The organism is Flavobacterium laiguense (genome assembly GCF_003097655.1).
Taxonomy (GTDB): domain Bacteria; phylum Bacteroidota; class Bacteroidia; order Flavobacteriales; family Flavobacteriaceae; genus Flavobacterium; species Flavobacterium laiguense.
The window spans coordinates 212683-237307 of record NZ_QCZH01000002.1 but is presented as its reverse complement, the minus strand read 5'-3'; the positions used below and the strand labels follow the sequence as shown (position 1 = coordinate 237307).

General features: G+C 36.9%; 34 protein-coding genes. 6 read left to right on the top strand and 28 right to left on the bottom strand.

Translation table 11 applies throughout. From position 1 onward, the window contains the following. The first annotated feature begins 135 nt into the window (after positions 1-135). Positions 136-1098: a DUF2167 domain-containing protein gene (locus DB891_RS03940; RefSeq protein ID WP_223256044.1), complete on the top strand. Its 963-nt coding sequence runs from the start codon at positions 136-138 to the stop codon at positions 1096-1098. A gap of 221 nt (positions 1099-1319) precedes the next feature. On the opposite strand, the gene DB891_RS03935 is transcribed toward DB891_RS03940, so the two are convergent. The 28 genes from DB891_RS03935 to DB891_RS03805 all read right to left on the bottom strand — a co-directional run bounded on the left by DB891_RS03935 (position 1320) and on the right by DB891_RS03805 (position 20501). Then, positions 1320-2138, bottom strand: a complete 819-nt coding sequence (locus DB891_RS03935) for a DNA adenine methylase (RefSeq protein ID WP_116760808.1) — start codon at positions 2136-2138, stop codon at positions 1320-1322. 194 nt (positions 2139-2332) lie between these two features. Next, on the bottom strand, positions 2333-2500 hold the full coding sequence (locus tag DB891_RS17560; protein WP_189337091.1) for a hypothetical protein: 168 nt from the start codon (positions 2498-2500) through the stop codon (positions 2333-2335). A gap of 24 nt (positions 2501-2524) precedes the next feature. Continuing rightward, positions 2525-3496, bottom strand: a complete 972-nt coding sequence (locus tag DB891_RS03930) for a hypothetical protein (RefSeq protein WP_124019487.1) — start codon at positions 3494-3496, stop codon at positions 2525-2527. Between the two features lie 5 nt (positions 3497-3501). After that, positions 3502-3852: a hypothetical protein gene (locus tag DB891_RS03925; protein ID WP_124019486.1), complete on the bottom strand. Its 351-nt coding sequence runs from the start codon at positions 3850-3852 to the stop codon at positions 3502-3504. 5 nt (positions 3853-3857) lie between these two features. Beyond that, positions 3858-4349 (bottom strand): hypothetical protein, encoded by a 492-nt coding sequence (locus tag DB891_RS03920; RefSeq protein WP_116760802.1) that lies wholly within the window; start codon positions 4347-4349, stop codon positions 3858-3860. 3 nt (positions 4350-4352) lie between these two features. Further along, on the bottom strand, positions 4353-4574 hold the full coding sequence (locus DB891_RS03915; RefSeq protein WP_116760800.1) for a hypothetical protein: 222 nt from the start codon (positions 4572-4574) through the stop codon (positions 4353-4355). After that, entirely contained in the window at positions 4571-4885 is a 315-nt protein-coding gene (locus DB891_RS03910) for a hypothetical protein (RefSeq protein ID WP_116760798.1), read from the bottom strand. Before DB891_RS03910 ends, DB891_RS03915 begins: the two co-directional genes overlap by 4 nt. Before the next feature lie 9 nt (positions 4886-4894). Further along, the gene (locus DB891_RS03905; RefSeq protein ID WP_116760796.1) at positions 4895-7024 is read right to left on the bottom strand and encodes an NHL repeat-containing protein; all 2130 of its coding nucleotides are present in this window, start codon (positions 7022-7024) and stop codon (positions 4895-4897) included. A 1-nt stretch (position 7025) separates the two neighbouring features. Further along, positions 7026-7235: a hypothetical protein gene (locus DB891_RS03900; RefSeq protein ID WP_116760794.1), complete on the bottom strand. Its 210-nt coding sequence runs from the start codon at positions 7233-7235 to the stop codon at positions 7026-7028. Position 7236: 1 nt separating this feature from the next. Continuing rightward, positions 7237-7584: a hypothetical protein gene (locus DB891_RS03895; RefSeq protein ID WP_116760792.1), complete on the bottom strand. Its 348-nt coding sequence runs from the start codon at positions 7582-7584 to the stop codon at positions 7237-7239. Next, positions 7584-8465 (bottom strand): hypothetical protein, encoded by an 882-nt coding sequence (locus tag DB891_RS03890; RefSeq protein WP_116760790.1) that lies wholly within the window; start codon positions 8463-8465, stop codon positions 7584-7586. The genes DB891_RS03895 and DB891_RS03890 overlap by 1 nt, the downstream gene beginning before the upstream one ends. Further along, the gene (locus DB891_RS03885) at positions 8462-8830 is read right to left on the bottom strand and encodes a hypothetical protein (protein WP_223256043.1); all 369 of its coding nucleotides are present in this window, start codon (positions 8828-8830) and stop codon (positions 8462-8464) included. Before DB891_RS03885 ends, DB891_RS03890 begins: the two co-directional genes overlap by 4 nt. A gap of 85 nt (positions 8831-8915) precedes the next feature. Next, complete coding sequence (locus DB891_RS03880) at positions 8916-9785, bottom strand: nucleotidyltransferase (RefSeq protein WP_116760786.1); 870 nt, start codon at positions 9783-9785, stop codon at positions 8916-8918. Next, a complete protein-coding gene (locus tag DB891_RS03875; RefSeq protein ID WP_116760784.1) occupies positions 9785-10078 on the bottom strand; it encodes a LysM peptidoglycan-binding domain-containing protein in 294 nt (97 codons plus the stop codon). The genes DB891_RS03880 and DB891_RS03875 overlap by 1 nt, the downstream gene beginning before the upstream one ends. Beyond that, positions 10075-10452, bottom strand: coding sequence for a hypothetical protein (locus DB891_RS03870; RefSeq protein ID WP_116760782.1), 378 nt, complete (start codon positions 10450-10452; stop codon positions 10075-10077). The genes DB891_RS03875 and DB891_RS03870 overlap by 4 nt, the downstream gene beginning before the upstream one ends. Next, the gene (locus DB891_RS03865) at positions 10452-10727 is read right to left on the bottom strand and encodes a hypothetical protein (protein ID WP_124019485.1); all 276 of its coding nucleotides are present in this window, start codon (positions 10725-10727) and stop codon (positions 10452-10454) included. Before DB891_RS03865 ends, DB891_RS03870 begins: the two co-directional genes overlap by 1 nt. Continuing rightward, positions 10720-11277, bottom strand: coding sequence for a hypothetical protein (locus DB891_RS03860; protein ID WP_116760778.1), 558 nt, complete (start codon positions 11275-11277; stop codon positions 10720-10722). The genes DB891_RS03865 and DB891_RS03860 overlap by 8 nt, the downstream gene beginning before the upstream one ends. Next, positions 11274-12239 carry a hypothetical protein gene (locus DB891_RS03855; protein WP_116760776.1) on the bottom strand — a complete coding sequence of 322 codons (966 nt, stop codon included), beginning with the start codon at positions 12237-12239 and terminating at the stop codon, positions 11274-11276. The genes DB891_RS03860 and DB891_RS03855 overlap by 4 nt, the downstream gene beginning before the upstream one ends. Then, positions 12236-12892, bottom strand: a complete 657-nt coding sequence (locus tag DB891_RS03850) for a DUF6046 domain-containing protein (protein ID WP_116760774.1) — start codon at positions 12890-12892, stop codon at positions 12236-12238. Before DB891_RS03850 ends, DB891_RS03855 begins: the two co-directional genes overlap by 4 nt. Further along, positions 12889-14850, bottom strand: a complete 1962-nt coding sequence (locus DB891_RS03845; RefSeq protein WP_116760772.1) for a phage tail tape measure protein — start codon at positions 14848-14850, stop codon at positions 12889-12891. Before DB891_RS03845 ends, DB891_RS03850 begins: the two co-directional genes overlap by 4 nt. A gap of 211 nt (positions 14851-15061) precedes the next feature. Next, positions 15062-15463 carry a hypothetical protein gene (locus DB891_RS03840; RefSeq protein WP_124019484.1) on the bottom strand — a complete coding sequence of 134 codons (402 nt, stop codon included), beginning with the start codon at positions 15461-15463 and terminating at the stop codon, positions 15062-15064. Continuing rightward, on the bottom strand, positions 15451-15885 hold the full coding sequence (locus DB891_RS03835) for a hypothetical protein (RefSeq protein WP_116760768.1): 435 nt from the start codon (positions 15883-15885) through the stop codon (positions 15451-15453). The genes DB891_RS03840 and DB891_RS03835 overlap by 13 nt, the downstream gene beginning before the upstream one ends. Before the next feature lie 4 nt (positions 15886-15889). Then, positions 15890-17092 carry a DUF2586 family protein gene (locus DB891_RS03830; RefSeq protein WP_116760766.1) on the bottom strand — a complete coding sequence of 401 codons (1203 nt, stop codon included), beginning with the start codon at positions 17090-17092 and terminating at the stop codon, positions 15890-15892. Positions 17093-17094: 2 nt separating this feature from the next. Beyond that, entirely contained in the window at positions 17095-17484 is a 390-nt protein-coding gene (locus tag DB891_RS03825; protein ID WP_124019483.1) for a hypothetical protein, read from the bottom strand. After that, positions 17459-17641 (bottom strand): hypothetical protein, encoded by a 183-nt coding sequence (locus DB891_RS03820; protein ID WP_116760762.1) that lies wholly within the window; start codon positions 17639-17641, stop codon positions 17459-17461. The genes DB891_RS03825 and DB891_RS03820 overlap by 26 nt, the downstream gene beginning before the upstream one ends. Continuing rightward, positions 17638-18111 (bottom strand): lysozyme, encoded by a 474-nt coding sequence (locus tag DB891_RS03815; protein ID WP_116760760.1) that lies wholly within the window; start codon positions 18109-18111, stop codon positions 17638-17640. The genes DB891_RS03820 and DB891_RS03815 overlap by 4 nt, the downstream gene beginning before the upstream one ends. Positions 18112-18241: 130 nt before the next feature. Beyond that, complete coding sequence (locus DB891_RS03810; RefSeq protein WP_116760758.1) at positions 18242-19252, bottom strand: hypothetical protein; 1011 nt, start codon at positions 19250-19252, stop codon at positions 18242-18244. A gap of 94 nt (positions 19253-19346) precedes the next feature. Further along, entirely contained in the window at positions 19347-20501 is a 1155-nt protein-coding gene (locus DB891_RS03805) for an ATP-dependent Clp protease proteolytic subunit (protein WP_116760756.1), read from the bottom strand. Between the two features lie 196 nt (positions 20502-20697). On the opposite strand from DB891_RS03805, the gene DB891_RS03800 reads away from it, so the two are divergent. The 5 genes from DB891_RS03800 to DB891_RS03780 are packed head-to-tail and all read left to right on the top strand — an operon-like array spanning position 20698 to position 24586. Beyond that, positions 20698-21159 (top strand): hypothetical protein, encoded by a 462-nt coding sequence (locus tag DB891_RS03800; RefSeq protein WP_116760754.1) that lies wholly within the window; start codon positions 20698-20700, stop codon positions 21157-21159. A gap of 31 nt (positions 21160-21190) precedes the next feature. Continuing rightward, positions 21191-21403 carry a hypothetical protein gene (locus DB891_RS03795; protein WP_223256042.1) on the top strand — a complete coding sequence of 71 codons (213 nt, stop codon included), beginning with the start codon at positions 21191-21193 and terminating at the stop codon, positions 21401-21403. Then, a complete protein-coding gene (locus DB891_RS03790) occupies positions 21403-22917 on the top strand; it encodes a hypothetical protein (protein WP_116760750.1) in 1515 nt (504 codons plus the stop codon). The genes DB891_RS03795 and DB891_RS03790 overlap by 1 nt, the downstream gene beginning before the upstream one ends. Beyond that, a complete protein-coding gene (locus DB891_RS03785) occupies positions 22917-23330 on the top strand; it encodes a phage protein Gp36 family protein (RefSeq protein WP_116760748.1) in 414 nt (137 codons plus the stop codon). The genes DB891_RS03790 and DB891_RS03785 overlap by 1 nt, the downstream gene beginning before the upstream one ends. A gap of 2 nt (positions 23331-23332) precedes the next feature. Next, the gene (locus DB891_RS03780) at positions 23333-24586 is read left to right on the top strand and encodes a phage portal protein family protein (protein WP_116760746.1); all 1254 of its coding nucleotides are present in this window, start codon (positions 23333-23335) and stop codon (positions 24584-24586) included. Positions 24587-24625 lie beyond the last annotated feature (39 nt).

Here is a 24625-nt window from a genome sequence, read left to right as displayed (position 1 = left end):
AGACAATTTGTGTTAATTTTTTTAAAAAAGTAAAAAAATTAACATTTATTAAAAACAAAAGTTATATTTGAAAATAAATAGTCCTTTGACTACTTTTTTTTTAAATTAACCAAACCTTTAAACCAAACGATGAGAATGAAGAAAACTACTTTAACTATTATTTCCTGCCTGTTCACATTTTTCATGTATTCACAAGAAGAAAACATTCAAAAGAAAATTGATTCTATTGAAAAAACTTTTAGATACGAACATGGCTCTGTTAATTTAAAAAACGGAATAGGTAAAATAAATGTCCCAAATGGTTTTAAATATTTAAACCCTGTACAAGCAGAAAGAGTGTTGGTTGATTTATGGGGAAACCCAAAAGGAGAAAATTTAACTCTAGGTTTACTATTACCCGAAAACCAAGGAGTAATGAGTCAAATTGGTTATGTTTTCAATATTCAATATGATGAAATTGGTCATGTTGAGGACGACGATGCAGACGATGTCAATTACGATGATTTGTTAACCGAAATGCAAAAGGAAACGGTCGAAGAAAACAAGGAAAGACAAAAAGAAGGATATGCACCTGTTAGTATTGTAGGTTGGGCCGCAAAACCATTTTATGACAAAGACAGGAAAATACTGCATTGGGCCAAAGAAATAAAATTTGGACAAGATTCCTTAAATACACTAAACTATAATGTTAGAATCCTAGGCAGAAAAGGGGTATTAGTATTAAATGCTATTGCAACCGAAAATGAATTGCCTCTTGTACAAAAAGACATTAGTAAAGTGCTTGACATTGTGCAATTCAATGATGGCTATAAATATGAGGATTTCGACTCTTCTGTCGATGAAGTTGCCGCTTGGACAATTGGAGGTCTTGTAGCTGGGAAAGTTTTAGCCAAAGTTGGTTTCTTTGCCATTTTTCTTAAATTCGGAAAAATAATCGTATTAAGTCTCTTAGGCTTTTTTGGTGTTTTCAAAAATAAAATAAAAGGATGGTTTTCTAAAAGTAAGAATACTGAAAATGAAGAAGAAATAGAGTCTGAAGTAGCACTTATTCAAGAAAAAAGTGAAGTTGAAGAAGAGGTGAAAGAAGAAATAAATTAGCCTCAAATGTCTGGTCCTGAAAAATAGATACAGAATTAATAAAAAAAAAACACTCAATGAGTGTTTTTTTTTTATTAAAGTAATTTTATTTCTCCTCTTCTATAATCGAAAAATTGAAATGTACAAAAATCTAAATTGAAATGTACATTTTCTTGACAAATATACCCAAAACCTAGACGACATTTAAAAGCCCTTTAAAAACAATTTAAAGGGCTTAATTATTATATCACATAGTTAGCCGTCAAAGCTTCTATCTTACGTTTATTGCTATTACGGCTGGCTGACAATACCATATCTTTGTCACTACTGTACCAACCATACTGTAATCGATACTCATCCAACACTTCATTAGGATAGCTGGATAGCAAGAACTTTCCTTTTATAATGCTCAACACATTAAGCAACGCATTAAAATGCTCCTGTGTGTAACCGCCATAATGCCCCTGATTAGCTCCTACATACGGAGGATCAATATAAAAGAAAGTATCTTCCGAATCCTGCCTTAAAATCAATTCTACGGCATCTTTACACTCAATCTGAGTTATGTCTAGTCTTTTAGACAAAGAGGCGTTAAAACCCTCTTTCTTGTTATAATTCAATGTGCTTTCCTTACTTCGTTGCGTTGCACTTCGCCACGAACCTATTTTATTAGAGAAACCTTGTACAGTTCCTACCCAAAATGCCCATGCTCTATGTGTTGGAGTGAATATATATGGAATTTCATAAACTACCATCGCATTTTTATAAACCTCACGACTGTATGGCGTTGACATAATCATATCTTTCAACTCTTGGAAGTTAGTTTTTAACTCTCTATAGAAATTAATAACGTTCCCATTCAAATCGTTTACTATCTCAACCTCGGACGGTTCTTTAGCCCAAAAGACGGCACCACCACCGAAGAACGGCTCAACATATACCCGATGCTCAGGGATTAATGGCAAAATATGTTTCAACATTGATTGTTTGCCTCCATAATAAGAAATTGGCGTTTTTAGCCTTGCCTGTGGCTTTTCATTGGTTTTTAAACCTAAAATCATAAATAATTGTTTTTTATATTTGCTATAATTAGCCTAAGTTTGCACCTCTCACGGAATTTACAAGACATAACAAAGCCACAGCATAGAAGACTTATGTCCTCCAACGCTGTGGCTTTATGCTTAATTAAATTACCGTGAGAAGTTTTTAATTGTTGGAGGACTTTTTTTAATTCCATTCCTCCTGAGAATTTAAACTACTTCGCTATTCCAGTTTTATCACCATCTTTAGCTGCAATTAAACCCAATGCACCTGCAACTGCAATAATTTGAGCCCCCACTTCTGCAGAGATGTAACCCAATGCAATAGCAACGGCTACCCCTCCAACAATAACTCCCGCGAGAGTTGTTTTCCAATCTTTCATACTGTTTTTGTTTTTATATTAATATTAAAGTAAATAATTAACTTGTACGTTTATTAACGTAAATGAGGGCGTTGTTCCTCCAATTGTGTACACTACACGCCATGTTCTAGGCAAAACACTTGCTATCTGTGCAATTGTTCCTGTGGTTGTCGTTCCTATAACCGTAGTAATATTGGGATAAACTTCAATTCCAAAAACACCAGTAGTAGTAAGAGTTGCAGTAGTTGCACTTGGCACATCAAACCAAGTTGTACCCGAATCCGCAGAACCTTGTACCTTACACACCATTGTGGGGCTAGTACCTGTAACGGCACCAACATTCAACACTACAACAGCACCTTTTGCCGTTGTGTTGGTTTGCGTAGCTCCGTTGAATGTTACCGTTTTTATGCCTACATCTCCTGTAGCAATTACAAGGGGATTCAAGACATTGGCAAGTATAGGCGTTGTATTTGGAGTATTTCCTAGTTGAAAAGTCCAAGCTCCCGACTGCGTCACACCTCCCACTACATTACCTCCAGGAGGAATAGCAGCACCGAGGGCAACAATAGCCGTATTTTGTAAACCAATCATCGTAATCGTTGCAGTTCCTGTCATTGCGGAAAGTCCTGTTACTCTAGCTTTTAATGCCCCAGCAACTTGTACTTGAAAAATAGATTGCAAAGCGGATGTTATCGTGGGTAGTCCCGTACTAGTGGAATTTGAATTTAGAATAGGTAAGCCTCCTAGAGTTACCCAAGTGGTTCCATTTACCGTCGCCTGTATTGTCAAAGCTCCTGTGTATGTTCCAGTTGTTTGAATAGACAAAAAATTAGATCCTGTTAAAGCAATTTCAACAGCACTGTTAGCCGTAGCCGTTCCAGTTGGTACTAAATTTTGGGTGGTTATGTTTCCAGTTGCTGTAACCGTAGCCAGTTTTTGAACATTCCCAAATTGCACCTGTGCCGACAAATTAACGCCAACAAACAGTACTAGAAGTAAAAGTATTTTTTTCATAATCTTTAATTTGCGATTCTCCATTTTCCAGAGATTTTCTTAATTATATAATTGGTGTTTGCATATAAAAACGCAACGACTGTGATTCCATCTGCGAGATATACCAAACTGCCAGCCAAACTCCAAGCAAAACCCGATTCGTTGTTGTAAAATTCTATCACATTTCCATCAACACCAACGGGCATTGTAATTGTTCTATTGGCTGTTAGTGTTGCCGATGGTAAATATTTTGAAGTATTAACCAGCGCTGTAAAGTCTGCGTTGGTTGCATCGGCATCCAAAGCCATCAATTTGCTATTGATAGATTTGATGTCACCACCAACAGCTATAAAAGCAGCTTTAATTCTATCAATCAAATCCATTATGCTTTGGCCGTATTATAGTCTGTTATAAAATTGTAATCCGGATCGCCAATACCAATATTGGAACACGCCTGTAATTTTTCAGCAACGGTTAATGTTTGAACCGAATCAAATCGAACTCGTTGACTTAATCCTGTAGCAATTGTCGACGCAAAGTTTGGATCATTACCCAAAGCCGTTGCCAGTTCCGAAAGTGTATCCAAAGCCGTTGCAGCTCCATTGGTCAGCTCATTTTTTATTGCAACTTTTGCCGCCTCAATGGTGTCAAAAATTTTGTTTGCCGACCATGTCTTATTCGTAATTCCATCGCCCGCTACATCATCAATTGACGAGTTACCGCCGACCAATCCAAAAATTTCATTGATAGCAAGAACTAAATTTGACTTAGCTGTCGTTGACAATCCAGTTAAGTCACCTTGTTTGGTTGTCAATCCTTTAATGTCGGTACCAATAGCCGTAGCTAATGCGATAATTCTTTGTATTGTTGTCATAATCTAATTTTTTGAAAGTATGTAATAAGCATTAAAATCAATATCCTGGTCAACTAGGTTGATCGTGAACTCCTCTAGCGTGCCATTATAGCCATTATCAACTGCAATCTCATACGCACTTTTGCCATCAATGCCATCTTTTTTAAGATCAATCGTGACCTCAATTTTTCGTTGTGAATCCCCAAATACAATATTGGGAGCATCGCTTGTTATTGTTACTATCATCGATTTATTTTTAAAGAGCCTTTAAACAATAATCTTTTAGTGCTTACACTCGAAATTTCATAATATTTAGTGCCGTCAGGAATATTTTGAGGTGCGGGTTCTAGTGTCAATGTCATTTGGTTATCCTGTACAATAAGCGCATTGACAACCACTATTTCGCTATTTTTCTTTTCCGAGTTATAAACTTTAAAAGCAAAATCTCCTACCCAGTTAGCGTCGGATGTGAAATTGATAACTACACGCTCATTATGTGCAATATTCTCAATATCGACAACTGCCGCGATGGATGGGTCGAGTGTTATTTTTTTCATTGTAATGGTTTAAAAAGTTGTTCCAGCCGTCCTAACCCAAGTATTAGTGGCTATACACCAATACACATAACCCGGAACGACTCTTATATCTCCTGTTGTTCCGGTATCGGTTGCAGATGCTGGCGCAGTTGTACCAATTTTAGCACCTAAATACTCTTTTGTAATTAATGATTTACCTGATATTTCTGCACCAATCAAAGTGTTATTTGCATTAGGTGCATAAGCCAAACCTCCTGCATCGGTAACTATATTACTATTAACAGTTACATTACCTAAATTGTCAAGTGCAAGTACATCCCTATTAGTAGGTTGGGTTATTTTAGTAATGTTTCTTGGAGTACGGTTAGCACTATAAACAGTTCTGTTAATGTCGACTGCGATACACCGAGGATTTGCACCAGTTGTTCCAATTATTGTCGATACACCTGCGGGCGTAGTTTTGGTAATGTTGGTAGCACTATTCCCTATTGTATATATATTTCCTAATGAGTCAAGATTCAAATCAAAGCCACCACCAACTGTTGACAAAAGAGATGTAATCCCCGACATATTGGTTTTAAGCAAGGATGTTGATGTAGCAAGTCCGTAAGAATATAAATTATTTGTATTGTTATCAAATTTTATTACGTAGCATTCTTGGCTATTGGTACTTGCAAAATAAGTGCTTACTCCTGCAGTTGATATTTTATAAATTGAACCACTACCGATATGTACAGTAAAAATATCACCTGTAGTAGGATTTAAAGCCATGTCAACTAAACCCCCAAAAGTAGTGGAACCAGTTCCTACTGTTGAATATAGCGTTAAAACTCCCGCGGGCGTTATTTTGTCTATATAAGACGAGTTACTGCCAACGACTCTTGCTACATACAAATTATCAGATGAGTCTTTTATCGTTGTTAAAAGTGATCCCGCTGGCAAAGTAGCAAAAGTTGTAACAGTACCGTCTGGAAGTATTTTATGAATTACATTTAAGCTTCTATTAGTAACAAACAGATTTCCTAATGAGTCAAATAGCAGGCCCGATAAATAAACACCTCCTGGTGTTGCAAATACTGTTGACACTCCAGCGGGTGTGATTTTACTAATTGTTCCGTCGGCCCTATCTGCAACATAAAGAGTTCCATCATTGGTGACAACCATCCTATGTGGATAAGTTCCAGTAAGGCCATAATTTGAAGTAGCAGGAGACGGAATAGATGTTAGATTAGTAAACTTTAAACCCGATGTCCCAGAAACTCCACTATTTATTTCTGTTGGATTTGCAATAGTTACTAAAGCTCCTGTGTCGGTTATTGAAGAGTTTACAATATTATCCCCCGTAGCATTAAATTTTGGTACTCTATTAGAAGTTCCACCGCTTATTGATGTACCTGGAGAAACAACTAAATTACCACTTCCTAATATCGAGGTTCCGTTTAAAGTCTTAATATTAGCCCCTGAGATCAAAGTAGATTGTTTAGCCGATAAATCACTAACTAAATTTGTCACCTGAGATTGCAGGATGTTTCCAGTAATATTAGATGCGACACCTGTGGTATTTTGATTTAATATTGGGAAATTTGTTAATCCCGATGCATTACCCGTAGGCGTTAAATAGTCAACACTAGGGATAAGGTTAGGAATCTCATCTTTTGTAACTATTGTGTAATTTCCAGCAATTTTATTTGGGTCAAAACTATATAAAGCTTCGCCCGAAGCCACTCTATTTGATAATAATAATTTATTATAAATTTCAGGACTAGTTGTACCCGCTTTTATAAATTCTCTACTATAGCTAGTATAGCCATTATTAAAATCATTTTGTAATGTAAATCCTTTATTTCCTAATTGGGAACTGTAGTTAATTCCGTCCTCTACTTGATACGAAACTATATGCCCACCATTCATAAAGATATTTTCAATTGTATAGCCTCCTTGTAACAAAACCTGTTGTAACGTAGGAATTGGCGCAGCTGGGGAAACAAATTGACTACGAGGAATGAATTTAACCAACTTATCTACACCTCTCACGAGTACACTATCATTACTAGTGCCTTGATTAACGGTACCCAATTTTAATTGGCTCGCAATAGTATGCGTTTGTCCCTGTGTGGCTATTGCCACAAATAATAGTAAGCTTAATAAAATCTTTTTCATGTTAATTTTTTTGTTCGTTAGAAATGTTTTCAGTTTGCGTGACAACTTCGGTAGTAATTTTATCAGTAGAGAATGCTCCATTTTTATAACTCATGGTTACCACTTGATTGGGGTTTGATTCGTCCGTTAGCGTTATGCTATCTTTTTTGACGACTTTTTTTAATTCTAAAATTTCTTTTTCTAAAATTTCAATTCTTTTTCTTTTTTTCATTTTAAAAGTCTATTTGATTAATAATATTAAAATTCAGAAGCAATAAATCCCCTCCTAAATAAATCCCAGTTATAAAAACATTTTCGACAATCCCAATCCCTAAATCACCCGCTTCTAGGATAGAATTATTTTCATTTGGCAGTCGTTTAAAAATCAATAATTGCCCGGGTTTATAAATTGTGGCCGCACTAACGCCTGCAAGCAATTCATTGAGACCTTCAATCTCAGCTACAGGAACTTTGTCACTTTTATGTCTAAAAGAATCCCACGTATCCCAAAACTGTGCTTGTGTGGGTTTTAAACCAGTTTTAAACCAGTTCTTTATTGTGTTTAATGTTTGTAATGCCATTATCCTACGTATTGTATAAAGTGTACTACTCTAAAAGGGTTCATAATTGAGAAAGGTTGATCGCCTCCGATTTCTGATGATTTACCAAGTGTTGGAGCATCATTACCTTCAGACATTTCATAAGCCAAAATACCTTTACCTCCTGCAGCCGATCTAGCAGTATATTTATTAGGGTTTACAAGTTCTGTATTTCCCGCCCCACCTCGTATTTCATTAGAAAAAAGGTAGAAAAAGTGTTTAGGTAATTCTAGTAGCGAAAGGAGTTTAGTTTTTGCTCCTCCATAACCTAACAATGTGTCAAACAATGGATCACTAGTCTTTAACCCAACGGGCATTCTTCCACGCAAGTCCTCATATTCTATCCAACCGTCAGGAATATCACCAACAGGCAGCCCCCAAATTGCAATAAGTCCTATTGGAATATTACTTGCTGGCCGTGCTTCCAAATCTTCTATTCTTTCGATCAAAGCATTAATAGTGGCTTTGTCTTCTTTCTTTTCCAATTCCTCCGGTATGAGCTTCGTTTCAAAACCGCGTTTAAAGTCAGACCAAGGCCATTGTGTGGTAGCAACTCCAAAAGTGGCATATCGGATGTATATTACATCGTGAGCATTGCCATCTTCAAACTCTAAGGCTTGAATTTCTTCTACAATGATTACATTGTCTTGAGCTAAACCGCCTTTAAATTTCAATAATTCCCCATTTATAAATACTGCACCGTCTCCAACTGTACCACCAACAGTATTACAGCCCGCAATAATCGTAAAATTGCCAGCCAAAGCCCCGAAAGCATTAAAAATGCCCCAAGAAGTTTGCATCTCATCAAGTATGTTAGTTTCGAGCGGAAAACCAACGCTTTGGTTAAAATTCAGTGTATTCATATTGGTTGTATTTTATATCTTTTGGATGCCAATTTGTAAAATGTAATAAGAGCATTCAGTTCGTGTATTCGTGTATTAATAATATCAACAGGTGCAAAAACAATAAAATCAACACCTGTATTGGTGTATTCACTATTTTGGTATATGTGCATTTTACCTAAAAACACCGGCTTGTTTTCTGCCCTGGTATAAATGTATTTTCGAGGGAAAGAATTTCCTTCATCGATATATATTCGCCTGTCGGCAACATCGAGTGTATCGTTTAAAACCTTTCGCAAAAAACAGACTTGCCCTGTATGGTTTAATTTATACCAATCGGCCAGTCGCTTTTGCTTCCATGTATAATGCAAATTTGAAATAGGCATAAGTAAGACATGAACCCAACTCACCAAAATAGGTTTCCGCAAAAAAGTGGGTAGAATTAAAATTCCTAGCCGTTTATAATCGACATCATACCACATAACTTACTGTATCAAAATTTACAATTTCAAAATACCCAGCTACAGGTATAGTTTTTACATTTATTGGTACAAAGCCCAAGTAGTCAGCCGTTGCGCTGTCATAAGCGCTGGAAGTAGCATTAATAATGTGTGCATTATTCACACCGTCTATAGCTCTTAATTTTGCGATCAAGTCATTTATAACCAATTCACCGTCAAAAGGCAGGTTTTTCATGTAATCGCGTATCGCTTTTTCAACAGGTTTGCCACCGTTTAAGATTGAATTTCCATTTTCGTCAATTACCAAAACATCACGGTAAATTGCCATTGTTAATTGCAGTTTATCCGCAGGATTGTTCACGACATTTATTTTTACGCCCGCATATTTAATTTCTGCCAAATAATCTTTAAAAGCTGTTATTTGAGTAACATCTAACGGTATTAAGTCATCACCCGATTCACCCGCTACTTTTATAGTAAGCCGGTTACTTTCAATTGATTCTTTTACCGAGCAATATTTTATAATTTTTGAAGCTTCAATCTGATCAGCTGTAAAGCCTGTGTTTTCAAATTTGTCGCTGTCATCCAGTAAGTCAAACCCATACTGAAACGCTAATGACATATTGCGGTACCAGCGTGGCGTGCCGCTTTTTTGCTCGTAAATGGCGGTGTCGATTTCTTTTTTGTGGTAATCGAAAATAACCTCCAATAGAAAAACACCAAAAGCGAAAATGTCAAACAAAATACTTTCAATAGATACTTTCGAAAACTCACTTTCAAAAACAGCACCATCGGCAAAGCCATACGAATTTTGCAATACAGCATTTCCCATAAAGTTTGCTGTGAGTTCCTGTTTAATTGTTGCTATACTTCTTGCCATTATCTAACTATAAAATCCGTTCCTATTATCATTGCTCCAATACCACTTGGTTGTATTGGCAAATTATCATTTCCAAGCGTTGAGCATGTTGCTACTTGCTGATTCCTACCCTTAAAATAGTTTGCCACATCTCCATTCCTAAAACTAGATTTTGGAGCTTTCAATTTTTGTCCAGGTTCTAGAACATCTGTTATCGAAAGTCCATTAGCCAACGCCCATTCAAAAACAGCCAAGACACTTCCGTCTTCTTGAACAGCTATGTCAAATAAGGATTGGTTTTCCTGTATTATCATGGATGCTCTCTTTTATATTTGTTATGCGCTCGCACTTCATCATTATACATTTTCTTATAGAAAGCCGCTTGCTTTCCTTGATACTCTGCCTGTTGTTTGTGGTATTCAATTTCTTTTAGCAAAATTTCTTTTTGTTGTTCAAAAAGTTTTTCAACTCCTTTCGACATTTCCTCAATATGCTTGTACCTTTCTTCATATCTAATTGGTAAATCATCTAAAGCCGATTTATATAAATCAACTACTTTGACACCATTATCTATTTCACTCCCGGTCACTTCCGCATTGAGTTTTTTACGAGTAAAGAACCAGCCAACGAAACCACCAAGAATTCCAGTATAAGCATTGTCTAAATAGGGTTGAATAATTTCGTACATTAAGTGATTTTTTGCATTATTAAATCTTTTATTTGGTCATAGTCTTTACCATCAAGAGCGAGCTGTGTATCAATTATACTTTCAATTTTATGAGGATTTGGAATACCTCGAATTTCTGTAACTAAATTGGCACCAAGCATGGGATCAAACTTTAATTCGCCTTGATTCATTTGTAAAATGATCCCCACTTCTTGCATCAAAGTATTACCCAATTGCAATCTTCCGTTTACAATTTTTAGATCATTATTTTCGTCAAGTAGAATTCCTTTAGCCATTACCATGCTTTATTGTTGTGTTTTCAATATTTGATAAATCGGAACGCTGCAATGATACAAATGAGGTTACCAGAGCTTTTAAACTTGCACCACCATCATTTGGAACTGGAACCCAATTCGAAAAAACAGTTTGAATATTTTGTAATATCAATGTGTTTTTATCTACCTGTGTTTTCAGTTCTTTTGCATTGACTATACCGCCGTAGTTTTTGCCATTAATCAGTAATAAACCGTTGTTTAAATTCAATTTAAAGCCTGATTGATCTATTATTTCTAATTCTTCAACCTCTTCACACGAAATCATAAAACAAGCTTCTCCATTATGAATCGCTCCAACCAATGCCGATGTGCCTATTTTGGGCTTACAGTTTACAGAACCCAAACCAAGTAATACATCATGATATTCAAGCCCATTAATTAAACCTATACCAGTCATGGTTTTTTCTTCCCAATCAATCTCGCGTACCGTTACCCATTCCGTTTGCAAAGGCACGTGGGACTTCATTTTATCCGTGAGTAAATTTTTCAACTCTTTTAGTCCTTTGCTCATTCTGCTTTTTTATCAAGGTCAATGATTTGATGGTATTTTGGACTATCATCAAATTCCTTAACCACTTTTTTTATAAAATACAATCCCTTTCTATCGGGATACTGATAACTTAAAATTTGAGCTTTCATACCGTGCGTAACACTTGGTATTCCAAATACGTTAATATGACCTTCAAAACCATCTACCTTAAACTTTTCATAATCGGCTTTTGCGAGTTTCAATAATTCAGCTTCTAGAGTGATATTGTAATAGGATAAATTTTGTTCTGTGCCAAAATCATCCCCAAACTCTACCTTTAACTTTTTACCTTTCGGCAATGTCGAATTGGCAATTATTTTTATAATTACATCCTCTTTATTTTTATACTGAAGTGCATTGTCGATTACATTTTTAGTAAAATTGAAAACAACAGGTTCTGATGCATCATCACTATAAATTTTACCGACAATCAACTTTTTACCTTTAAAATAAGAGTAGATGTTATTCCCTTGTAATTCCTCTAATATCTTTGCTGCTGTCGTATTCGGAAACCGTTTAGTACCTATATTAATATCAGCAACATCGTATTCGATACCAGGAGGAATAATTGACTTGATCAAATCTCCAAGTTTTGTACTTCGCATCGATATGTTAACCGAATGCTTTTTGAGTAAGTACATATAATCATCACACTTTATTTTTACTGGAATATCCGCCGATACTTCACTTATAAAGCCTGTAAATTCTAGCAATAAATTTTCGTCATATCCTAAATAGATCTCAACAGGATCTCCTTTTTTGAATATTGTTTTTACGTTCAATTTATCAAAGTCCTTTACGTTTCTTGGTAGCACAATAACTGCTGTGTCTGTCAATAATTCCCATGAGCTTTCAATTCGAACCGAATTACATTTTCGAATCACTATTTCGCCATGAACACTGGTTTCGGGAAATACTATTTTAGAAACCATTGCTAATGTCATATTCTACTTTTTATATTCAATTCTATAGGATCATCACTTATAGCCGTTATCGTAAAAGTTCTAATGTTTGGTTTGCCTCGCATTGGTTCAAAACTGATGCTTTTTATAGTTAATCGCTTAATTTTCCGAACGGTAAACAATTCGCCAAACACCTCAATACTACTAGCCAAATTATCCCACTTAACCAATTCTCTTTCTTGCTCTAGTGGATTTTTAAACCCTTGTGGTTGTGAACCGTCTGGAATCAAAAAACCATTAATAGAAACCTGCCAATCATCAAACCCGTAAATTTCTTTAACCGTTCCGTTACCTCCATTAATTCGAGTAACTCCCATAATCTTATCCCTCCTAAAAGAGACAATTGAAGCAATAGGTAATCTAAAATCCCCCATTTTCTTGTCAACTATTTCGCCACGCTCATTGTATTTTTTATAAACTCCAGATGAAAACAAAACAGGGAACAAAATGGGTGTGCCCATTGCGCTCATTTCATAGGCTTGGTTTATATCTTCTACAACTTCAACTCCTGTAAAAAAGCCTGTAGGATCATCAGGATTTCCCGAAGCTTGTTCGGGTCTATAAATCCCGCCTATCTTAACACCAAAAGCCTGCATAAATAAGTTAGCCAATGGTGGAATACTATATTCTATCATGACCCTGCTGCTATTAATGAATCTTTGAGCGTGTCGTTTATTCTACCCACTACATGTTCGGTTATTTTTTCAAAATTTTGCAAATCTTCTTTCATCACTTTATACGTGTTGTAAACATTCAACGTCATATTGATAATCTTGCCACCTCCTGAGTTTCCACCTGATTTGTCCGCGCCAATATCACTTGGTTTTATAGGCGAGAACTTATCGGGTTGCTCTTTTTGTTTTAGTAGGCGTTGCCGTTCTAGCTCAGCCGCACTCATTGTAGATTTTTCTTTAGCCTTTTTTGGGTCGGCTTCATCAAGAGAAAGTTTATGGCGCATTTCAGTAATATACTTAGCACCTCCACTAGCTAAATATCCAAGACCGGGTATTTTTGCCAACAGGCCTAAAAGCTGTTGAACAGGATACAACAGAGCATCCAATAAAACTAACCCAATGCGTTTGAGTCCTCCAACAATACCGCCTTTCTCGAAAGCTGTAGTTATACTATCCCAATGGCGGACAAAACTTTGAACCAAACTAATTACCATTCCAAGAGGCCCCATGACCAACGTTATAGCCGCACCCCATTCGTCATAATAACTAATGACGGTAGCTACAATTGCAATCAAAGCCGTAATGGCAAGAATCACTAGACCTATTGGGTTTGCATCCATTGCAATGTTCAATAACCATTGCGCAGCAGTTTGCAAATACGTAGACTCTTTAAGCATTACATACAAATCCTTCATTGCCAATAAACCAGGTGCCAAATTCATAATACCCATGATACCTTGCAATCCAACATCAATAAATGGTAACATTTCTCCCGTACAACCGTAAATACTTAGTTTTATATCATCAAAATAAGAAACAATTCTATCTTTTGACTCCTGATAACTGGTACCCATTGTTGCAGCCATATCGGCTAAAGCGGTTTGATCTTCGGTAATTTGTGTAGTGTAATCTCTCAATAAATCAACACTACTAAGAAGTCCAGATATTGCGATAGTGTTTTCAGTACCGAACATAGCTCCAAGAACTTCATCCTTTCCTGACAGTTTTTTAAGCTCAGTGATTCTATCCGCTAGTGATTTGTTTTTGTCCGAAAGCACATCTACATTTACTCCAGCTTGTTTCAATTGGTTTAAAACTTCTTTAGGCAAAAACTCTTTTTTACCCATAACCGCCAAAACATTGTTTAAAGCAGTCCCGCCTTCAGCTCCTTCTTTTCCATACTTTCCAAGAACTTGTAACGCCGCATTCGTTTCTATGAACGATACATTGGCTTTTTTTGCGGATGCTCCTGAATTGTCTAATCCCTGAGCTACTTGATTTACTTCTTGATTACCAACTTTTGCAGATGATGCCATATTGTTCAACATCACATCCATTGTTTCTGCAGCCGCTACTGGATCTGTCAAATCAACACCAAATTGATTCATAGCACTTGATGCAGCATTCGCCGCACCTGTTAAATCTCCGTGCATAGTCTCTCCTAAAAGAGCAACACTTTTACCCATCATGTCAAGGGCAACTGGGTTTTTAGCAATTTCGGGTGTTAGTTTAGAAAGTAAGAGCGTGTAACTCTTTACACTTTCCGCTGCATCACCTCCAAAATCAACAGCACTTTCCCTGGCGTTACTTCCAATGGTTTTCAAATCATCCCCAACCACTCCAGTAATGGCACTCAACTCCTTTAATGAGGCATCATAAGCATAAGCTCCATCGGCACCGTCTAGTAAAGGTTGACCTAAATTGGTTATTGCTTGAGCTCCCGCCTGAACAGCAAGCATTTTTAACGAAGTATTCGTTTTCTCAAAGGCTTTCGCTCCCTCGTCACCTACTTTTCCGAGTTTAACATCAACGGTATTAATGGCATCTTCTAATTTGTCAATACCAGCCGTTACCTCTTTTACAGGAGCAGTTATTTTGTCGACAAGTTCTAATATCCAATTCGTTTGTTGATCTGCCATTATGCTGTTGTTTCGGCTTTACCGAATATTTTTGCTAAAATGTTGGTTTGAATTTCCGCATCCAATGTTTTCAAATAGATGGCTTCCTGATAGAGTTGCGCCCATTTTTGAATAGTGAGCTTTCGAGGTTCTATTTGAAAAGCACCTCTAATTAATGCATTACCTCGCCTGTAAAAATCATGATCATCATCGGACGAAATAGTTCCGTCCTCTAACGCTTTTTTACAACCGCTTCCCTTCTTTTAAAGAGTTGCGCTAGTGCTTTATAAGCTGATGCTTTCATTTCATCATCGGTCAAGACTTCGGGAGAACCAGCAACACGACACGTATTGAAGAGGGTGGCTAAACCTACCATCTCTTCTCCTTTTTTTGCATAATCTGCTAATACCTGCAGATGATCTAAACTTGGTTTCAAAAAGTAAGTGGCGTGCGTTTGCTCATCGTCATCAATAGTGACGATTTCGTGAATGTACTTCGTGCCTTTTTGGGCTTTCAATGCATTTAATTCTGCATCGCTTAAATATCCTATTGGATCTACAATAGTTTCGATTGCTTCTATCTCTTGATTTTCTGCAACATCCTGTTTTTTATCTTTCATAGCTATACGTTCCAAGAAATATGTGTGCAAATTAATTCAACTGTTTGTTCGACAGTTTTATCTCCTTTTTTCACTGCTTTACCTACTTTCGTAAACTCTACATTGTGAATGATGTCCATGTAAATACGAGTATTGTACGTATATTGTACAATTACATCAACAGGGATTACATCTTGCAAACGAAAGCCCGGAGGCAATGAATCCATAATAGCAATGACTTCCTCTTGGTAGAGTTTCATCCCTATTTTTGCATCATAGTCGCCTTCACCAATACCTATTGGCATACGTCCAGCACCTTTTATCTTTTCTTTCTCAACCACATCATCATAAGACAATTCGGTAATACCTTGCACATCTCTACCGTAGATGTTTAGGGTTACTGAGTTCCACCCAGCCATGCGCCCGAAAGCGTTTATTAACGTTACTACTTTTGCCATACTATTAGTTTAATGATAAATCAACCTCAAAGGTGTGGATGATTGCTCCTAGTGTTACTGTTGTTTTAACCATTAAAGGCGTTTGATCGTTTGGGTTTTGTCCCGCAGGAATTACCAAATCAAATCCGCTAATTTCTGCCGCCACAAGCATTGCTTGCAATGGTTTCTTACCAATATTTTCTAAGCTAGTGATGGCAGTATCTCTCAATTTTCCTGTGGCCGCATCACGTTGAAACCAACCACGGACTTTTGGCAGTAGCGCGTTTCTAATCCCTAGAGCTGCTTTATCCCAAACACCGTTATTTTCGCCTGTAGAGTAATCCGATGAGATAGCAATACAAGTAGGTTCACCGTTTAGATACACTCCTGCAAACCCTTGAAAGCTTCCCGCATAGATATACCCATTAGCCGTTAATGCTCTTTTTTCGACATCAGCCAATGACGAAACTAGCGTTCCGTTACTCAATGCAGCAGACAGCCACAAGCCTCTCAAACTATCGGTTAAGGGATAAGTCAATTCACCTTTTTTAGCATTTGGCTTGCTAATAACATCTACCGACCCTAAATTTTCGTTTACTTTTCGAACGGCTCTCATTCCAAGAATAGAACCTACGGCAGCATAATGAGAATAAGCTGCATCAAGCGATGCGATAGCAGGATCTTGTGCAATAACTAAACTTACTTTTCCAGCGCCTAATGTGCGTCTAGAAATTGCGTTTTTAGCCACATTTCTTGCTTCTAAATAAATTCCGTTTAAGTAGATTTTGTCTAAAAATAAATTATTGATAAACACTTGACATGCACCTATTTCTTGTACTATATCTAAAGCTACCACATCATTATTGTACACAAAACCAATGCGTTTTACATCTGTATTTGCTCTAAATAATGCTTTGGTGGTGTCACTTTCAAAAAACAATTTAGCAGTAGTTTTTTCAGTAACTACCAGTTTTAAAGTTCCGTTAGGAGCTAGCCTAAAAAACTCTGAGATATGATAATGAAGCAAAACCGCCTCATTGGCATCATAAGCCGCATCAAAGCCCAACGCTTCAGCATCTAATACGCTTAAGAGTTGATGTACTTCGTTTGGTGCATTCGTCAATGGATCATTGACAAACGCTACCAATGCCATTACAGCATCGGTGGGCGTTTCCGTGCGGTTTAATCCGCCTTGTCCTTGGTTAATTATTACACCTTCAAAACTCATCGTTAGTCTTTTTTAGGAGTTAAAACTTCTTTTCTAGCCGCAATAGCTGCTACTACAGTAGCTCTTTTTTCGCCACTTTCAAGAATAGCATCTAGCTCTTCAGTTAGCTCGCATGTTGATGCAAAAGCAATTAATTCTTCAGCTGATTTTTTAGCTGGTTTGCCATCTTTAGTAGGCTCAGTCTCTTTCTCTTCAGACATTACTTCCGAACGTTTTACCTTTACAAAATCTTTGTCGTGCATACGAGCTCTATCCTCTTTCAGAAAGGCTTGCTCATCTGTAGTTACGAATACTTCTTTGGCTAATGGAAATCTTTCGAAGACATCAATAGCGGAATCTTTTATATTTTGATTCATTTTATAGTTATTAAATGGTTTTAACAGTATTGTCAAGTTTATGAGCAAACAATTTTACAATTGTATCTACAGTCACAAAACGGGCTAGAAAACGCAAAATCAATCCAGCATTTGTAGTAGCATGGCTTTGCGAGTATTGTTGTGCGGCTTGGTCTAAAGCCGATTTTATAATTGGCGGAATTTCTTTGCTCATGGTGTAAAAAAGATTTGACTTTCTTTAATTCTGCGTTTCGTTAATCCTGATACCACAACTCCTTTTGCTTTATTCCATTTTAGGAACTCGTTGACGATAGCTTTATCGTTTGGATTTGCGTTTACTTTTTTGAGAAGCGTACTATCCCCTAAACCCTCGGGAATATCATCGGCATCAATATCGGTTCCTAAGTTGTAGGCAAAAGAAACTAATGCGTTAAATTGGTTTTGAGTAACAATTGATTTAATCAATCGTGTTACATCTTTCGCAAATAAATCAGCTGTTGAGCGCAACATTTGTTCAGCAAAAACTTTTGTAATTGGCGTATCCTTCATGGTAATTTTTCTACCATTTGGATAAACAGTATTGCCGTATCCAATGGTTGGAACTCCCGCACTACACAAATAAGGCTTTAGATCTAATCCCTCAAATTCTTGAAGTATCTTGTATCCGCTTTCGTTTAATTTCATTTGAAATAGATTTTAAAAAAGGTTTTAGTTTGATTCATTGCTCATACTAGATGTTCACACCACTTTATATGTGTTTGCCGTGTAGGCTGTGGCGGTGCAATTCAAGACTAAAGCCTTTTTTACTTTATTACTAGTCTACACCATCAATGATTGCGGCTAAACCTTGATCTTGGATTGCAAAACATCCGAAATACAATTGATACCCTACTACCGATTTTCTGTACTCAGGATCTGCTTTACGATCTCTTGCAAAACGGTCAACAGTTCCTTTTGCTTTTACACAGCTAGATTTGTGGAAAATGATACTTGATGTTCTACCAGCAGTTACAGCATCAAAAGCTAATTTCACTTTTGTAGTTGCGTGGTATGAAGGTGTATAAACCTCCTCGTAGATTTTGAAACCATAGTAGTTAATGGCGATTGCACCATCTACACGGTTTTGGTATCCTTTCTCGAAAGCAGCATCTTCAAGCAACAAGTCATTAGCATGAGTAGAACTCATTACCCAAATACGACCTGTTTTTGGTACCGAAATTTTATCTAAACCTGCTTTCAATCGGATGACATCCGCTTTTACCAATCTTCTACGAGTTCCATCTAATGGACCAGTAGTTTCAAGAACTGGTGTACTTGCCGAATTTTGGACTGGAGAAATAGAATACAAAGCATGTTCTGTCACTTTGATTTCTAACTCATCTTTCAACTCCATATTGATATCACCTTCTTTGTCATAGGCAATAGCGTATAATTCGTCTTGAGTAACTTCTCTGTTTTCGGTATCGTATTTATTTAAAGCAACAATTACTTTCTCATCATCTCTACCGCTAGACAACATTGGGTACACCGTGTTGTTAATTAATACAACTGGTGCGGAATCGCCTTTTCGTTTTGGAATTTTGATTGCGTTATTGCCTACCCAAGAATCCTTACTGGTTACTTCTTGCAGCCAAGTACCTAAACTTCTGAATTTGGTTAAAATAAATTTCTCATTCAACTCATTCAATAAATCGCCGTCCGTGATAGAAACTCCACAAGTGCGTAGGTTTGCTTTTTCCGATTTTGGAATACTGTGCGAGAATGTTCCCGCTATGGACACTACTGATAACAACAGCATCACTAATACTAATCCTAACTTTTTCATATTTGTAATATTGGTTTTTGTTTACTTTTTTTATAAAAACAGACTATCGCTCAAGGCTCAATAGCCTGTTTTTCTCTCTCTAGTTTTTCTTTTTTTATTTTTTTTCTTCAAGTAATGCGAGATATGCCGCTTTAAATCCATCAGGATCATCTTGTGACATTGTTTGCTGTTCAGCTTCTGTCATATCTGCAAATGCTTTTACAGCTCCAACGGCACTGGGCACAATAGCAGCAGATAATTTACCCAAAGCAGACAATCCCTTGATGTAAGTTTCACATCCCGCAAAATCAGTTTTAGCCCAAGTTTTTAAGCTTTCGCCTTGTGTAGCGTTTACTTTTTTATCAGCGATTGCGCCATTAATTAAAGTGTCCACTTTGGCTGTAGTGTCTGCCGTTTCTTTAGCTGCCTTTTCGGCTTTCAATCCTGCAACTTCTGTAGCCGCATCTTTATTGGCCTTAATCGTTGCTTTGATTAATTCTTCAGAAGCATCTTCTGGAAGCCCTAAGGATAGAGCGAGGATTTTTTGATCCATAGTTTTTAAGGGTTTTTTGTGATTTGTAATTTTTGGAAGTGTTGGAGCTCCACAAGCTTGAAACAGAGCTTTGGTCTCTTTTGTGATAGGTGCATTTTTTTGTGTAGTGCCTGAAAGGAATTTTTGCGCTACGGCTTCTTTAGCAGAAAGCCAAACATCGCCAGTTGCCCAATTGGATTCAATTACTTCAACAGCAATTCCCGTTTTTGCGGAATAAGCCTCTTTGTATTGAGTGGACATATTTTGTAAAAGCTTCAAACCTGATGCGATTGCATCTTCATTGCCTGATAATCTTCCAGATGGCTTATGATACATAAATTGTCCGTTTTCGGCTTGCTTACAGCTATCTAATGAAATAGCTATTTTAGTATAAGCCGATGCTAGAAGTGCGCCAGCTTCTCCAGTTTTAGAACCCGGAAACCTTTGTATTTGGTTTTCAATTTCCGCAGCTTGGAAAACATCTCCCCCTGGTCCATTTAGATAAACGTGTACGTCTTGAATTCCTTCAGCTAAAAAATCATCAATCTTTCTTGTGATTTCTTCAGATGAATTATTCCATTCATATATAAGACCGGTAATTCTCAAATACGCTTTATTCTCTTTTGCTTCCGCAGTAATAACAAGCGGATAATCTTTAGCTAATGCGCTAAATGTGGCAGCGTTTAGACCTAAGCATCCCGCTCCGATTATTAATATGTCTTTACATGTGTTTTTCATTTAGATGATCACTTTTCGTTATCCGGTTATTTCCTTTTGAGATGACAAAATTTGGTTTATTTCAGAGGGTAAAAAAATTGCAATTCCAAGATGAGGAGTGTATTCCTGTTGACGAGGAATACACTCCTCATCTTGGGAATTCAATACATCGCAATCCGTAATGATTATGCAATTTTGTGATAGAAAAAGCACATAAATGGCGAAAATTAGAGAGCAAAAGCTCGCAGAGGATCTATACATCAAAGGCAAGAAAACGGCCAAGGACATATCTATTTTATTAGGAGTTAGTGAAAAAACTATCGGGGGTTGGATTGATAAATTCAAGTGGAAAGACCGTAGGAATGCCTTGTTAAGCTCAGGACAAAATGGACTTGAAAGCATTAGTAACCTTATTTGTATTTACTCTGAAAAATTAGTGGAAATGGAAAATGACCCCGAAGCCAAAGACGAGCAAAAAATAAAACTCGTAGATGCTCTAGCCAAACTCAATAAGACCAAAGACACCTTTGAGAAAGAGTACCGAATACCTTATAACACTTACATAAACGTCATGGACTTAATTATGAGCGATATGATTTCTAAAGTAGATGCAAAACACTCTTTAGCAATATTAGAATTCTTCGAAAATCATACAAACGAACTAGCCCTTAAATACTAATTAAATTATGTTTAAAATCATATTAAACTTATTGCTTAATAGAGCAAATACGAAAGAATGGCAATTACAAATAGGCGCATACTTACTAAGAAAAGGATGTGGCTTTCAGGTAGGCCAAATTATTGAGGAGAAAAAAATTGAATACAAAAAGTATCGTGTAAAAGTGATTACTAATTTATTCTATGATTTCAATACTAATAAAATCAATCATTTAACGGCTAAGAAAATAGTTAACCTAGATTAATGAAAGTAGCTGACAAAATAGCTAAAGAAAGAATACTCGCGAAGATTAAACTCATTCGTGCATCTGAGGGTAAATCAAACCCAAACGAATCTAAAGAGGAAAGAAAAGCCGCTATAGAAAGGGCAAAGAAAGATTTTCCTTTTATGGTTCAAAGGTACTTTCCGCATTATGCTACGTTTGAAACTCCCGATTTCCATATAGAATACGCAAAAATGATTATGAAAGATAAAAATTTCAGAGGCTTTTGTGAATGGGGACGTGGACTGGCTAAATCTGTTGTTTGCAACATTCTTGTGCCTTATTGGCTTTGGTTAAATGACGAAAAAATCTATTTAGTTATCATTGGGACTAATCAAACTAAAGCAACACAACTTCTGGAAGATTTACGACTTGAATTTGAGAATAACACTCAAATCATTGCCGATTTTGGAGAACAAAAAAAGTTTGGTGGTTGGGATGAAAAGTTATGGCAAACTAAAGACGGGAATTTCATTGGTCAATCTTTAGGGATTGGACAAAACTGTAGAGGTTTAAGAGTAGGCCCATTGCGTCCCAACTATATTGTTGTTGATGACATTGAAAGTAAGGAAACGATTAGTAATGAAAAGAATCAAGACACTCTAGTTACTTGGATTGAACGCTCGTTAATTCCAACAATGGACGGCGCTACTAGAAGATTTATGCAAGCGAACAATGCTTTTGCCCCTATAATGATTCAAAAGAAGTTACAGTCAAGACACCCAAAGTGGAAAGTTCATCATATCAAAGCCTATGATCCAATAACCTATAAACCGAGATGGTATCAAAAGTATGGTAAGAACTACTATAAAGAGATTGAAGACGATGACATTTTAGCTGCTCTATCCGAGTATAACCAAGAACCCCACGTTGAGGGTAAATATTGGAAACCCGAAGACATACAATGGACTGCATTACCTAGAATAGATCACTTTGAGTGTATCGTTGGCCATTGGGATATAGCTTACGCAGGCACGCCCAAAGCGGATTATAATGCGATTCGTATTTGGGGGTTAAAAGACAAGCAATTTTATTACATAACAGGTTATGTGAAAAAATCAAAAATGAAACCAGCCGTTGAATTTATGGCGGATTATCAAAAATGGCTACCTGATAGTGCTAAAATACTTTGGAGGTTTGAATCTCAATTTTGGAATGATGCCGTAAAAGAAGTCATTGAAAAAGTAGAAGAGGAAAAAAGTATTGATTTAAGACTCACGCAGGTAAACATTCCCAAAGGCAAAAAAGAAAGTAGGATTATTTCGCAGTACAGTTTTTATCAAAATAACAGGGTTTGGTATAACGAAAAAATGAAATCACATAACGATACGATAGTTGGTAATGCGCTATTGCTAGGTATTGAACCCGGTTACACTGGTCATGATGATGCCCCTGATGCAGATGAGCAATGTATCACATTTTTATCAAAATGGATTCCACCAAAGCCACCCGGACGACCAATGGCAGGAAGAGTTGAACGCAAACACGTATACTAATGGCACTATATTTTTTAGAAAAAAAAGACTTAATCGCTCAAATATTTGAGGATTACCTAGACGATAGCATCGAAGATGATTTAGACATACTCGAAACAGTAGAATCGGAAAACATCGCTTTAATGAAAGGCAAGTTAAGAGACCGCTACGATGTCACTAAAATATTCAGCATCGAAAATTACGAGGACAAACCATTGATAAAAAAAGTGCTTTGCGCTTTAATCAACTATTGTATTGTGAAGCGAAACAAAGCCCGCAAAATTCCTTCCACTTTTAGTGAGGAATACAAATGGGCAATGCAATGGTTAAAGGATGTGAAGGATGGTAAAGAAACGCCTGCATTTCCTGTACTGGAAACCAGTCGCAAAGAAGTAAAATGGGGCAATAACAAAAATGACGAATACTATTATTAATTATGGCACAAGGAGCAAAAGTAGGTAGAACCTACGACACTAGACCGTCTAATATTATATTGCCAAAGAGCAAAACGTTATCCGTTCAGACCATCAAGAAATGGAAGGATGCTTTGACATTGGCACAACTTGCCGAAAATGCCAACCGTAAGCCCTACATAGAGCTTTGCGATAGCATTTTATTAGATAGTCATTTAGCGTCAGTTATTGAAAGCCGTGTCTTAAAAATAAAACAATCTAAGTTCAAACTCGTGGATGCTTCGGGTAAATCCAACCCCGAAATAAACAAGCTATTCGAACAACCTTGGTTTAACTCTTTTATCTATCACGCCATCATGGCGAAGTTTAGAGGTACAACCGTTGTAGAGCTTTGGGACTTGAATCCCGAAACTATGGAGTTGGCAAACGTGAACTTCATAGAACAGGAGAATCTTATTCCGGACAAAGGACTTATTGTAAAAGAAAACGGGGACGAAAAAGGATACTCTTACAAAGAGGATCCTTTGAAACCCTATTATATCCAAATAGGTAAAAACAAGGATTTAGGAATACTAAAAGATGTTGCACCCGATGCTTTGACAAAGAAGTTTGCCAAAGCTTCGTGGGCGGAATTCGTAGAAAAATACGGTATCCCTCCACGTTGGGTAACTACGGATAGTTATAGCGAAAGCCGTGAGAACGAACTAGCCGATATGATGGCCAATATGGTAAGTAACCATTGGGCGGTATTGAAAGGCAATGAGAAAATTGAAGTAATGAATTCGTCAGGTGCGAGCTCTTATGAGATATTCGATAAATTGATTGACCGTATGAATTCCGAAATGACCAAAAGAATACTAGGTCAAGACGGAACTACCGATGCTAATGCAAAAGGAACTTATGGATCTTTGAAAGTGATGCAAGATGTATCCGACGATCGACATGCTGCAGACAAAACAGACATTAAAGATGTTATCAATTCGGAATTACTTTGGCGTTTGCAACTGATAAGCCCGACTTATTCTGTGTTGAAAAACTACACTTTCGACTGGGATGATTCCAAAGAAATGACTGCTGCCGAATTAGTGGAAATGGTAGGTAAACTATCTACTGCTGGTTTTGAGGTGGATACTAAATTCATAAGTGATAAAACGGGTATTCCAATTGTAGGGCTAAAACAAGACAATACACAAGTTCCTCCAATTCCTGACTCATCGGCTCAAAAAAAAAAGTCTCAAAAGTTACAGCCCGTAGCTTTCTACAGAACGAAATTATAGCGTTTTACAATCAGAAGTGCGATCACGAACACGACACCT

Coding starts and splice junctions, on each gene's coding strand:
- DB891_RS03940 (WP_223256044.1), top strand. CDS start 136: ATGAAGAAAACTACTTTAACTATTATTTCCTGCCTGTTCACATTTTTC.
- DB891_RS03935 (WP_116760808.1), bottom strand. CDS start 2,138: ATGATTTTAGGTTTAAAAACCAATGAAAAGCCACAGGCAAGGCTAAAA.
- DB891_RS17560 (WP_189337091.1), bottom strand. CDS start 2,500: ATGAAAGATTGGAAAACAACTCTCGCGGGAGTTATTGTTGGAGGGGTA.
- DB891_RS03930 (WP_124019487.1), bottom strand. CDS start 3,496: ATGAAAAAAATACTTTTACTTCTAGTACTGTTTGTTGGCGTTAATTTG.
- DB891_RS03920 (WP_116760802.1), bottom strand. CDS start 4,349: ATGACAACAATACAAAGAATTATCGCATTAGCTACGGCTATTGGTACC.
- DB891_RS03915 (WP_116760800.1), bottom strand. CDS start 4,574: ATGATAGTAACAATAACAAGCGATGCTCCCAATATTGTATTTGGGGAT.
- DB891_RS03910 (WP_116760798.1), bottom strand. CDS start 4,885: ATGAAAAAAATAACACTCGACCCATCCATCGCGGCAGTTGTCGATATT.
- DB891_RS03905 (WP_116760796.1), bottom strand. CDS start 7,024: ATGAAAAAGATTTTATTAAGCTTACTATTATTTGTGGCAATAGCCACA.
- DB891_RS03900 (WP_116760794.1), bottom strand. CDS start 7,235: ATGAAAAAAAGAAAAAGAATTGAAATTTTAGAAAAAGAAATTTTAGAA.
- DB891_RS03895 (WP_116760792.1), bottom strand. CDS start 7,584: ATGGCATTACAAACATTAAACACAATAAAGAACTGGTTTAAAACTGGT.
- DB891_RS03890 (WP_116760790.1), bottom strand. CDS start 8,465: ATGAATACACTGAATTTTAACCAAAGCGTTGGTTTTCCGCTCGAAACT.
- DB891_RS03885 (WP_223256043.1), bottom strand. CDS start 8,830: ATGCCTATTTCAAATTTGCATTATACATGGAAGCAAAAGCGACTGGCC.
- DB891_RS03880 (WP_116760786.1), bottom strand. CDS start 9,785: ATGGCAAGAAGTATAGCAACAATTAAACAGGAACTCACAGCAAACTTT.
- DB891_RS03875 (WP_116760784.1), bottom strand. CDS start 10,078: ATGATAATACAGGAAAACCAATCCTTATTTGACATAGCTGTTCAAGAA.
- DB891_RS03870 (WP_116760782.1), bottom strand. CDS start 10,452: ATGTACGAAATTATTCAACCCTATTTAGACAATGCTTATACTGGAATT.
- DB891_RS03865 (WP_124019485.1), bottom strand. CDS start 10,727: ATGGCTAAAGGAATTCTACTTGACGAAAATAATGATCTAAAAATTGTA.
- DB891_RS03860 (WP_116760778.1), bottom strand. CDS start 11,277: ATGAGCAAAGGACTAAAAGAGTTGAAAAATTTACTCACGGATAAAATG.
- DB891_RS03855 (WP_116760776.1), bottom strand. CDS start 12,239: ATGACATTAGCAATGGTTTCTAAAATAGTATTTCCCGAAACCAGTGTT.
- DB891_RS03850 (WP_116760774.1), bottom strand. CDS start 12,892: ATGATAGAATATAGTATTCCACCATTGGCTAACTTATTTATGCAGGCT.
- DB891_RS03845 (WP_116760772.1), bottom strand. CDS start 14,850: ATGGCAGATCAACAAACGAATTGGATATTAGAACTTGTCGACAAAATA.
- DB891_RS03835 (WP_116760768.1), bottom strand. CDS start 15,885: ATGGCAAAAGTAGTAACGTTAATAAACGCTTTCGGGCGCATGGCTGGG.
- DB891_RS03830 (WP_116760766.1), bottom strand. CDS start 17,092: ATGAGTTTTGAAGGTGTAATAATTAACCAAGGACAAGGCGGATTAAAC.
- DB891_RS03820 (WP_116760762.1), bottom strand. CDS start 17,641: ATGAGCAAAGAAATTCCGCCAATTATAAAATCGGCTTTAGACCAAGCC.
- DB891_RS03815 (WP_116760760.1), bottom strand. CDS start 18,111: ATGAAATTAAACGAAAGCGGATACAAGATACTTCAAGAATTTGAGGGA.
- DB891_RS03810 (WP_116760758.1), bottom strand. CDS start 19,252: ATGAAAAAGTTAGGATTAGTATTAGTGATGCTGTTGTTATCAGTAGTG.
- DB891_RS03805 (WP_116760756.1), bottom strand. CDS start 20,501: ATGAAAAACACATGTAAAGACATATTAATAATCGGAGCGGGATGCTTA.
- DB891_RS03800 (WP_116760754.1), top strand. CDS start 20,698: ATGGCGAAAATTAGAGAGCAAAAGCTCGCAGAGGATCTATACATCAAA.
- DB891_RS03790 (WP_116760750.1), top strand. CDS start 21,403: ATGAAAGTAGCTGACAAAATAGCTAAAGAAAGAATACTCGCGAAGATT.
- DB891_RS03785 (WP_116760748.1), top strand. CDS start 22,917: ATGGCACTATATTTTTTAGAAAAAAAAGACTTAATCGCTCAAATATTT.
- DB891_RS03780 (WP_116760746.1), top strand. CDS start 23,333: ATGGCACAAGGAGCAAAAGTAGGTAGAACCTACGACACTAGACCGTCT.